General features: G+C 75.0%; 8 protein-coding genes, 1 other RNA gene and 1 pseudogene. 5 read left to right on the top strand and 5 right to left on the bottom strand.

What is annotated here, in order from left to right; translation table 11 throughout:
• Window positions 1-310 precede the first annotated feature (310 nt).
• Window positions 311-711, bottom strand: an RNA gene (gene rnpB, locus EST92_RS28955) — RNase P RNA component class A.
• A gap of 133 nt (window positions 712-844) precedes the next feature.
• Here rnpB and EST92_RS28950 point away from each other — a divergent pair.
• Entirely contained in the window at window positions 845-1690 is an 846-nt protein-coding gene (locus EST92_RS28950; protein WP_129283663.1) for a MerR family transcriptional regulator, read from the top strand.
• On the top strand, window positions 1687-2367 hold the full coding sequence (locus tag EST92_RS28945) for a hypothetical protein (protein WP_129283662.1): 681 nt from the start codon (window positions 1687-1689) through the stop codon (window positions 2365-2367). The genes EST92_RS28950 and EST92_RS28945 overlap by 4 nt, the downstream gene beginning before the upstream one ends.
• Here EST92_RS28945 and EST92_RS28940 read toward each other — a convergent pair.
• Entirely contained in the window at window positions 2354-3865 is a 1512-nt protein-coding gene (locus tag EST92_RS28940; RefSeq protein WP_129283661.1) for an RNB domain-containing ribonuclease, read from the bottom strand. The genes EST92_RS28945 and EST92_RS28940 overlap by 14 nt on opposite strands.
• 183 nt (window positions 3866-4048) lie before the next feature.
• Between EST92_RS28940 and yaaA the strand changes: the two genes are divergently transcribed.
• The gene (yaaA, locus tag EST92_RS28935) at window positions 4049-4846 is read left to right on the top strand and encodes a peroxide stress protein YaaA (protein WP_129283660.1); all 798 of its coding nucleotides are present in this window, start codon (window positions 4049-4051) and stop codon (window positions 4844-4846) included.
• A gap of 151 nt (window positions 4847-4997) precedes the next feature.
• Window positions 4998-5654 (top strand): bifunctional 4-hydroxy-2-oxoglutarate aldolase/2-dehydro-3-deoxy-phosphogluconate aldolase, encoded by a 657-nt coding sequence (eda, locus tag EST92_RS28930; RefSeq protein WP_129283665.1) that lies wholly within the window; start codon window positions 4998-5000, stop codon window positions 5652-5654.
• Between the two features lie 55 nt (window positions 5655-5709).
• Here the strand turns inward: eda and EST92_RS28925 are convergent, their stop codons facing one another.
• From EST92_RS28925 to EST92_RS28915, 3 genes are read right to left on the bottom strand one after another with little or no spacing between them, the layout of a single operon-like run.
• A complete protein-coding gene (locus tag EST92_RS28925) occupies window positions 5710-6891 on the bottom strand; it encodes a bifunctional RNase H/acid phosphatase (protein WP_129283659.1) in 1182 nt (393 codons plus the stop codon).
• 3 nt (window positions 6892-6894) lie between these two features.
• The gene (locus EST92_RS28920; protein ID WP_216849136.1) at window positions 6895-7638 is read right to left on the bottom strand and encodes a C4-type zinc ribbon domain-containing protein; all 744 of its coding nucleotides are present in this window, start codon (window positions 7636-7638) and stop codon (window positions 6895-6897) included.
• Window positions 7635-8510 carry a Nif3-like dinuclear metal center hexameric protein gene (locus EST92_RS28915; protein ID WP_174244167.1) on the bottom strand — a complete coding sequence of 292 codons (876 nt, stop codon included), beginning with the start codon at window positions 8508-8510 and terminating at the stop codon, window positions 7635-7637. The genes EST92_RS28920 and EST92_RS28915 overlap by 4 nt, the downstream gene beginning before the upstream one ends.
• Before the next feature lie 244 nt (window positions 8511-8754).
• Here EST92_RS28915 and EST92_RS28910 point away from each other — a divergent pair.
• Window positions 8755-9781 (top strand): annotated as a pseudogene (locus EST92_RS28910) (hypothetical protein); the annotation flags it as partial.

The following is a 9781-nucleotide window of genomic DNA, read 5'->3' as shown; positions in this document are numbered from 1 at the left end:
GAGGAGGAGAGCGGCACCACCTCCTCACAACGCCCCGTAGCCAGCTCCTCCCCGCACCCGCGGGGATGGCCCCGTCAGCGGCGGCAGGACCCAACGGGCTGTCCGCGGATAGTCAGCGGAATCGGGTACCCGGCCGACGTCAGCCGATGCGTCCGCGCCTGCCGACCCCGGCACACGCGTACAGGCCCGCGTGCACAACCAGTGCACATCCCCACGGGAACTCCCGGGAAACCGCAGGTCAGGGCAGGCAGTCTGACTGGACGCAAAACGGCCCCGACCAGGGCATTCCCCCAGGTCAGAGCCGTAATGGCGGACGAGTCGGCCTGTACGCCGGGTTCTGTCGCCCCCGGTCCTTGCGGGCCGGGGGGAGACGGCCATCCATCTAGGGCTGTCGTTGCCGGCAGCCTCGTGCGGTCTACCCGCGGACTCGGGCGGGCAGCCCTCGGTCGTCCGCGCAGAGGCATCAGCCGATGCCTCCTCTTGACCTTGCTCCGGGTGGGGTTTACCTAGCCCTCCGAGTCACCTCGGAGGCTGGTGGTCTCTTACACCACCGTTTCACCCTTACCCGCGCCTTGCGGCACGGGCGGTTTGTTTTCTGTGGCACTGTCCCGCGGGTCACCCCGGGTGGGTGTTACCCACCACCCTGCCCTGTGGAGCCCGGACGTTCCTCGGGGGGATCGTCGATCCCCACGCGGCCGTCCGGCCGGCTCGTCCGCCGTGGCGACCATGGTACCCGCAGGCAGCGGCGTCGCGGCCCGCGCCCGCGGGCGGGCCCGCTCGGCCGCCCTTGACCTTGTCGCGGCGGCAACGTTTCTACTGAGCGCATGAGAGTCGGGGAAAGCTCATGAGAATCGGGGAACTCGCCGCGCTGGTCGGCATCAGCACCCGCGCGGTGCGCCACTACCACCACCTCGGGCTGCTGCCCGAGCCGCCCCGCCGGGCCAACGGCTACCGGGAGTACGGGCTGGCGAATGCCGTCGCGCTCGCGCGGCTGCGGCGGCTGGCGGAACTGGGGCTCGCGCTGGACGAGGTGCGTGACGTCCTGGCGGACGACTCCGGGCGGGAACTGGCCGAGGTGCTGGCCGAACTGGACGCGGACCTGGCCCGGCAGGAGGAGGAGATCCGGTCCCGGCGGGTGCGGCTGGCCGCCCTGCGGCGGCAGGCGGAGGAGCACGGCGGGCTGCCCGCCGAGGGACCCGTCTCGGACGAACTGGCCGCGGTCTTCGGGGAGATGGCCCGTACCTCGGCGGCCCGGCCCGGCCCGGAACCCGCCATGGCGGCGAAGGAACGGGAGGTGCTGGCGCTGCTCGACTCGACGGTGGCGGAAGCGGAGCGCCGGCGGATGGCGGAGCTGCTGGGGGCGATGGCGGCGGAGCCAGGGGCGATGGAGCGGATGTACGAGGTGTACGGGCTGCTCGATGCGCTGGCGGAGGCCGCGCCGGACGATCCACGGGTGGCGCGGGCCGCTCAGGCGCTCGCCGACTGCGTTCCGGACGCGGTGGCCGCGGAGCTCGGCGCGGCGGGCAGCGGGGAGGCGGGCGGGCCGGGCGCGCCCGGCTCGGTGGCGGAGGAGGGCGGCTTCATGGCGGAGGGGAGCGGCTTCATGGCGGCGTACCACGCGCAGTTCGCGCCCGCGCAGGCCGCGGCCGTGCGCGAGGCGGTCCGGCTGATCACGGAGCGTGCGCGGTGAGCCGGGGTGGTGCGCTGCGGCGGCTGGCCGCCCACGAGGGGCGGTGGCTGGTGAGTTTGGTGTGGTGGGTGGCGCGGCGGCGGATCGGGGTGGCGCCCGGCGAGCGCGCCCTGGGCTATGCGGCGGCCCAGGCGGCGCTCGTCTACGGGCTGGCGTTCGTGTGTGTGGTGGAGACGGTGGGGCTGAGCGCGCTGTTCGCCGACAGACCGGTGGTGCACGGGGTGCTCCTGGTGCTCGATGTCTACACCGTGCTGATGGTGCTGGGACTTCAGGCCTCCGCGGTCACCCGGCCGCATGTGCTGGGGGCGGACGTCCTGTGGCTGCGCGACGGTGCCCGGCGGGAGCTGCGGATACCGGTCGGGCGGATCGCCTCGGTCCGGTACGACCTGCGGTTCAGCAAGGAGGAGGGCCGGGCCGGCGACGGGGCGGCCACGGGGGCCCCGGCCGGGGTGGCGGAGTTCGCCGTGGGCGGGCAGACCTCGGTCAGCGTCGAGCTGGTCGAACCGGTCGTGGCGGTGGGGCTGTTGGGGCAGCGGACGACCGTGGGCACGGTGCGGTTCCATGCGGATGATCCCCGGGCAGCGGTGCGAGCCGTACGGGAGGCCGTGGCGGGGGCGGGTGACGGCTCCGTCGGGGACGCGTCGGGAGCCGGCGGGGCGAGGGTCACGCGGCCGTGAAGCGGACCGGATGGTGGCCCGGTTCGGCCTCGGCGAGACGGACCGGGATACGGCGCCCGAGCGGCAGTGCGGGGCCTTCCGGGGCGGCTTCGACGGGGCCGATGACGGCCGGGTCGACGAGGTGGACGGTGCCATGCGTGGGGTCCGTCTCCTGGATCTCCACGACCAGGCCCTCGAAGACCTCCCCGATCCGGTCGCGCAGCAGGGCCGCCTCGACGAGGTCGACACAGGCCCGCTCGACCTGGTTGGCGCGCTGGCTGCCCAGCTCCATCTCCCGGGGCAGCGCGGCCAGCGGCCCGCGGACCCAGGAGGGCGGCTCGACGCCGGCCGAGGCGGCCAGGCACAGCTCGGAGGTGTAGCGGTCGACGAGCCGCCGCAGCGGCGCGGTGGCATGCGCGTACGGAGCGGCGACCGCGGCGTGCAGGGCCTCGGAGGCCGGGGGTGCGGTGCCGTCGAAGGCGGTGTAGCCGGCGCCGCGCAGCAGTGCGGTGCACTCCTGGAGGAACGCGGCGTGGGCGGGACGGCGCGGGTCGAGGGCGCGGATCAGCGCCGCGTACGAGGTGTGGTGCGGCCAGTCGACGCCGAGCGCGCGGGCGGTCAGCCGCAGCCGGGCCACCGAGCCGTCGGGGGCCCTCGGCAGCGTGCGGAGGATGCCGGTGCCGGAGGCCAGCATCAGCTCGGCCGCGGCCATGCCGGTGAGCAGGGATATCTGCGCGTTCCAGCCGTAGGCCGGGAGCGGGGCGCGGTATTCGAGGCGGTAGCAGCCCTCCTCCTCGACGATCTCCTGCTCGGGGACGTTCAGGGAGATCGCGCCCCGGGCCACCTCCAGCTCCTCGCGCAGCAGCCCGATCTCGCGGAGCAGGGCGAGCGGCTCCTCGGCCGTACCGTCGTCGAGGATCCGCTGGACTCCGGCGTAGTCGAGCTTGGCGCGGGAGCGGACCAGCGCGCGGCGGACCCGGACGTCGGCCAGGGCGCCGTCCGCGTCGAGGTCGAGCTGCCACAGGACGGCCGGGCGGTCCCGGTCGGGCAGCAGGCTGGCGGCGCCCTCGCTCAGCGCGTACGGATACAGCGGCACCCGCTCGTCGGGGAAGTAGAGGGTGGTCACCCGGTGGTGTGCCTCGGCGTCCAGGGCCCCGCCGGGCGTCACGAACGAGGCGACATCGGCGATGGCGTAGTGGACGCGGTAGCCGCCCCCGGTCTTCGCCCCGGAGGCCCCCCGGCCGGGGCGGCGGGTGAGGAACATCGCCTGGTCGAGATCGAGGGAGCCGGGCGGGTCGATGGTGAAGAGCGGGAGGTCGGTGGCGTCCTCCAGGGTGTGCTCGGTCGCCACCGCGCCATCGGCGGCCGGGATCCGCGGAGCGCGGGCCGCGCTCTCCGCCTCGGCCTGTGCCGTGGGCGGGAAGTGGTCCGGGATCTCCAACCGTCCGCGCAGCTCATGCAGCGCCACCCGCAGCGGGGCCTCGGCTGCGTCGGTCACATGCATATGGAGACGGGGCATGGAACCGAGCGTATGGCGGGTGGCCGCTCCCGGCGCGGCGTGCGGTGCGGCACCGGTTCCCGGCGGGCGGTGCGGCACCGGTTCCCCGGCGGGCGCGCGGGTTCCGTACCGGTCCGCCGCAGGCCATACGCTTTCCCGGGGCGGGCCGCACCCCCGCCCGTACCGCCGCGAAGGAGAAACACCGTGCTCGTGCTGTTGCCGCCGTCCGAAGGGAAGGCCGCGGGAGGCAAGGGGGCGCCGCTGGACACCGGGGCGCTGTCGCTGCCGGGGCTGACCGCGGCGCGCGAGGAGGTGCTCGGGGAGCTCGTCGAGCTGTGTGCCGCGGACGAGACCAAGGCCCAGGAGGTGCTCGGGCTCAGCGAGGGCCTCAAGGGCGAGATCGCCAAGAACGCGGGGCTGCGGACGGCGCCGGCCCGGCCGGCCGGGGAGATCTACACCGGGGTGCTGTACGACGCGCTCGACCTGGCGTCCCTGGACGCGGCGGCGCGCCGGCGGGCCGAGCGCTCGCTGCTGGTGTTCTCGGGGCTGTGGGGCGCCGTGGGGGTCGGCGACCGGATTCCGTCCTACCGCTGCTCGATGGGGGTGAAGCTGCCGGGCCTGGGCGCGCTGGGCGCGTACTGGCGGGCGCCGATGGCCGAGGTGCTGCCCGCGGCCGCCGGGGACGGGCTGGTGCTCGATCTGCGGTCGGCGGCGTATGCGACGGCGTGGAAGCCCAAGGGCGAGCTGGCCGGGCGTACCGCGACGGTGCGGGTGCTGCAGTCCAAGATCGTGGCCGGTGTGGAGAAGCGGACGGTGGTCAGCCACTTCAACAAGGCGACCAAGGGGCGGCTGGTGCGGGATCTGCTGTCGTCGGGGCGTGCGCCGGAGGGCCCGGCCGAGCTGGTGGAGGCGCTGCGGGAACTGGGCCATGCGGTGGAGGCACAGGCTCCGGCGAAGGGCGGCAAGGCCTGGGCCGTCGATGTGATCGTGACGGAGTTGTAGGCGGGGACGGGAGTCGCCGGTACGGCCCGGAGGGGCCACGGGAGCCGGTACGGCCAGGGGGCGGGAGTCGATACGGCCCGGGGAGCACCCGACGCCTGACGGTTGCAGCATGTGCAACGCTCGTTGCGGAGGGTGGGCGGGCCTGCGCACCATGGGCGGCGTGACCACCAGCAACGTCGCATCCCCCGGCCCCTCGTCGGTGCTCGGGCTCGCGCCCGTCCTCCCCGTCGTGGTGGTCCACGACGTCGCGGACGCCGTGCCGCTCGCCCGGGCTCTCGTCGCGGGCGGACTGCCCGCGATCGAGGTGACGCTGCGGACGCCCGCCGCGCTCGACGCGCTCCGCGCCATCGCCGACGAGGTCCCGGATGCGGTGCCGGGCGCGGGCACCGTGCTGTCCCCCGCCCAGGCCGGGGCGGCCCGTGCGGCCGGCGCCCGGTTCCTGGTGAGCCCCGGGTGCACGCCCCGGCTGCTGGGGGCGATGACGGACTCGGGGGTGCCGTTCCTGCCGGGCGTCTCGACGGCCTCGGAGGTGGTGACCCTGCTGGAGGAGGGCATCACCGAGATGAAGTTCTTCCCGGCCGAGGCGGCGGGCGGCACCGCCTATCTGACCTCGCTGGCCGCGCCGCTGCCGCAGGCCCGCTTCTGCCCGACCGGCGGGATCGGCCCGGCGTCGGCACCGGCTTATCTGGCCCTGCCGAACGTCGTCTGCGTCGGCGGCTCCTGGATGCTGCCGGCCCGGGCTACGGTCGCCAAGGACTGGGGCCGGGTGCGCCAACTCGCCCGGGACGCGGCGGCGTTGGCGGTCTGACGGCCGCGGCGCGGGGCCCACCCGATGGCTCAGGCCCTGCCCGATGGCTCAGGGCCTACCGCAGATGGGCCGTCTCGTTCAGCAGCCGTACCGACGCGTTGCCGTCGGAGTAGTAGGCGACGGCGGAGAGGGAGGCCGCGGAGAGCTCCATCCGGAACAGCGCCTCCGGCGGGGCGCCCAGCGCCAGCCGGACCAGCGTCTTGACCGGCGTGACATGGGTGACCAGCAGGACCGTGCGGCCCGCGTACCGGGCCAGGAGCTTGTCGCGGGCGACGGCGACCCGGCGGGCGACCGCGGCGAAGGACTCGCCGCCTCCGGTGGGCTCCGCCTTCGCGGAGGCGAGCCATGCGTCGAGGTCCTCGGGGTAGCGCTCGCGCACCTCGGCGAAGGTCAGCCCCTCCCACGCCCCGAAGTCGGTCTCCCGCAGGCCCTCCTCGATCCGGACCTCCAGCCCGAGCCGGGCCGCGACCGCCTCGGCGGTCTCCCGGCAGCGCCGCAGCGGTGAACTGACGACGGCCTGGATCGTGCCGCGGGTGGCGAGCGCGGCGGCGGTCGCCTCGGCCTGGCGGCGGCCGGCGGCGGAGAGTTCCGGGTCGGTGCCGCCGCTGCCGGAGAAGCGCTTCTCCGGCGTGAGCGCGGTCTCGCCGTGCCGCAGCAGGACGAAGGTGGCGGGCGGGCCGAGGTCGGGGCCCCAGCCGGCCGACGGCGCCTCGGCCGACTCGTCGGCCGCCTCCGCGGAGGCGTCGGCGGCCCGGGCCGCGGCGCTGCGGGCCGGCGCCGCGGTGTCCAGCGCCGCCCGGGAGTCGCGCGGCTCCCACTGCTTGCCCGATGTCCCGGCGTCCATCGCCTCGTTGGCGAGCCGGTCGGCGTGCTTGTTCTGCGCGCGGGGGATCCACTCGTACGACACCCGGTCGGCCGGGAAGACCGACCGGGCCTCGGACGCCAGCGGCTTCATGTCCGGGTGCTTGATCTTCCAGCGCCCCGACATCTGCTCGACGACGAGCTTGGAGTCCATCCGCACCCGGATGCGGGCCTCGGGATCCAGCGCGTGCGCCGCCCGCAGGCCGGCCACCAGGCCCCTGTACTCGGCGACGTTGTTGGTCGCCGTACCGAGGAACTCGGCGGCCTCGGCGAGGGTTTCGCCCGTCTCCGGGTCGAGGACCACCGCGCCGTAGCCGGCCGGCCCCGGGTTGCCCCGGGAGCCGCCGTCCGCTTCGACGATCAGGGTGCGGGCCATGGCCTACAGGCCCGAGTCGGGCGTACGGACCAGGATGCGGCTGCAGTTCTCGCAGCGCACGACGGTGTCGGCGGCGGCCGCGCGGACATCGTTGAGCTCGGTGATGTTCAGCTCCAGGCGGCAGCCCTCGCAGCGGCGCTGGTAGAGGCGGGCCGCGCCGACGCCGCCCTCCTTGGCGCGGATCTTGTCGTAGAGCTTGAGGAGATCGGCCGGGATGTCGGCGACGGTCAGCTCGCGCTCCTTGGCGACCGTCGCACGCTCCGCCTCGATCTCGGCGTTCGCGGCGTCCCGGCGCGCGGTGGCGTCGTCGACCTTGGCCTGGATGGCCTCGACCCGGGAGGTGAGCTCGGTGACCCGCTCCTGGGCGGACTCCCGGCGCTCCATCACCTCCAGGACGATGTCTTCCAGGTCGCCCTGGCGCTTGGCCAGCGAGGCGAGTTCGCGCTGGAGGTTCTCCAGGTCCTTGGGAGAGGTGACGGCGCCGGAGTCCAGCCGCTTCTGGTCGCGGGCGGCGCGCTGGCGCACCTGGTCCACGTCCTGTTCGGCCTTGGTCTGCTCGCGGCTGGTGTCGCTCTCCTCGGTCTGTGCGGCGACGAGGAGGTCGCGCTGCTGGATGAGGTCGGCCTCCAGAGTCTGCAGCTCGGCCAACTCGGGGAGGTTGTGGCCCCGGTGGGCGAGCTGGGTGAGCCGGACATCCAGGGCCTGGACGTCGAGAAGGCGGATCTGGTCGGCGGGCGCGGCGTTCAGCGTGGGGCTCCTGTGGTGTGCGTCGGGGTGAAGAGAGGGGTGGACGCCGCGTGGGCGGTCCAGGGGTCGGTGACCGTACGGGAAACATGCGTGCGCAGTCCCCAGTCGTGCCGGTCGGAGACCGCGTCGAGCTGGGCCGCGGCCTGCTCGCACCACGGCCACTCGGTGGCCCAGTGGGCGGCGTCGAGCAGCGCCGGCGGGCGGTCTCCGGTGGTCTGGACGGCCTCGGAGGCCGGGTGGTGGCGCAGGTCGGCAGTGAGGAAGGCATCCACACCGGCCGCCCGTACGGCGCCGAAGAGGCTGTCCCCGGAGCCGCCGGAGACGGCGAGGGTCCGGATCTCGCGGTCCGGATCGCCGGCCGCCCGGATGCCCTGCGCGGTGGCAGGCAGCCGGCCGGCCGCGTACGACGCGAGGTCGGTCAGCGTCATCGGATGCGGCAGCTCGCAGATCCGGCCCAGGCCGCGGCGGCCCGCCGGATCGTCCGGATCCGGCACCAGCGGGCCGAGGATGCGCAGATCCAGGGCGCCGGCCAGGGCGTCGGAGACACCGGGGTCGGCGGTGTCGGCGTTGGTGTGCGCGACGTGCAGGGCGATGTCGTGCTTGATCAGGGTGTGCACGACCTTGCCCTTGAAGGTCGAGGCCGCGACCGTCGTCGTACCGCGCAAATACAGCGGATGGTGGGTGACGAGGAGGTCGGCGCCGAGCCGCACCGCCTCGTCGGCGACCTCCTGGACCGGGTCGACGGCGAACAGCACACGGCGGACCTCGCTGCCGGGATCACCGCAGACCGTGCCGACGGCGTCCCACCCTTCGGCCCGCTCGGGGGGCCAGAGGGCGTCGAGCGCGGAGAGGACTTCAGACAGTACGGGCACGGGTGGAAGGTTACCTCCCAGCTGTGACACCGCGCGGGCCGTCCTGCGCGGGGGCCCGCGGCGACGGTAGGGCCTGTCGCACCGGGGCCCGCCACCCCGCGGCCGGCGGGCCGATGCACAGCCACCGCGCCTGGGGCCGGCGAACCGGACAACTGCCATCCTTATGCGTGAAGTGCGGCAACTCGCCCTGTTCGGCCGGACGTGCGAAACCTACCTTCGGTTGCCGACTGGAGGTGACCGCCCGATGACGATCTGTGCCACCGAGGACGCCACGGCGCCCGCGCGCCCGCACCGCGCGACCCTGACGATCGCCGCCGACGGCTCGTACGCCGCCCGGCTCGCCCGTCACGACGACGCGGCCGGCAGCTGGTTCCCGGAGCGCTGGACGCTGAGCGGCCCCGAGCCGTACGCCGTGCCGCTGCAGGGCACCCAGCCCGAGGAGCCGGACAGCGCCCTGCTGCCGCTGGCGGACGGACGGGTGCTCATCGCGCGCCGGGTCGCCGACCGCTTCGCCGTCTCCCTGCTCTACCCGGCGGGCCCCGGAACCGGTGAACTCCTGCTGGGCGCGGTGCAGGCGCCCGAGCTGACCCTGCTGCCGCCCGCGCCGGACGGGACCCGCGGCTACGCCCTGGCGCCCGGGGCGCAGCGCACCACGCTGTGGCTGCTGCACGGCGGCGCGGGCGGGCCCGAGCCGGTCGCCGAGATCCCGGGGCGCTGCTCGGGCGGCGTCTGGCTGGACCGCGCCGGCCGGCTGCTGGCGCTGGACCGTCAATGGGCGGGCCGGACGAAGGCGATCACGGTCGACCTGGAACGGGGCGGCGAGACCGGCCCGCTGCTTCAGATCACCGAGGACAGCAACGACCGTCTGCTGCTTGCCGATCCGGACAGCGGACTGCTGCTGGTCCGGTCGGACGCGCCGGGCCAGGACCGGCTCGGCTGGGGCGTACTGGGCAGCCGGTTGCCGGTGCGCTTCCCGGAGTGCCTGCATCCCGTCGGCGCGACGGTCACCCCGTTCGCGGTGCAGCCACGGCAGATGCTGGCACCGGAGAGCTGCGCGGTGGCCTTCCGGCTGGACGGCGCGCACGGCACCTGGCTGGGCGTCTGGCGCCCCTCGGTACGCCGGCTGCGCCAATTCCCGGCGCCCCAGGGGTGGCTGACGGGGGCCGGGGTGTGGACGGCGGCCGGCGCACTCCTGCTGCCGTACGCGACGGCGGCGGAGCCGTGCGGGGTGGCGCGGGTGGCTTCGCCGCCGTCGCGTACGGCAGCAGGAG

This window comes from Streptomyces sp. TM32, from assembly GCF_004122755.1.
Taxonomy (GTDB): Bacteria; Actinomycetota; Actinomycetes; order Streptomycetales; family Streptomycetaceae; genus Streptomyces; species Streptomyces sioyaensis.
The sequence above is the reverse complement of the archived record's forward strand: the minus strand, read 5'-3'. Positions and strand labels throughout refer to the sequence as shown.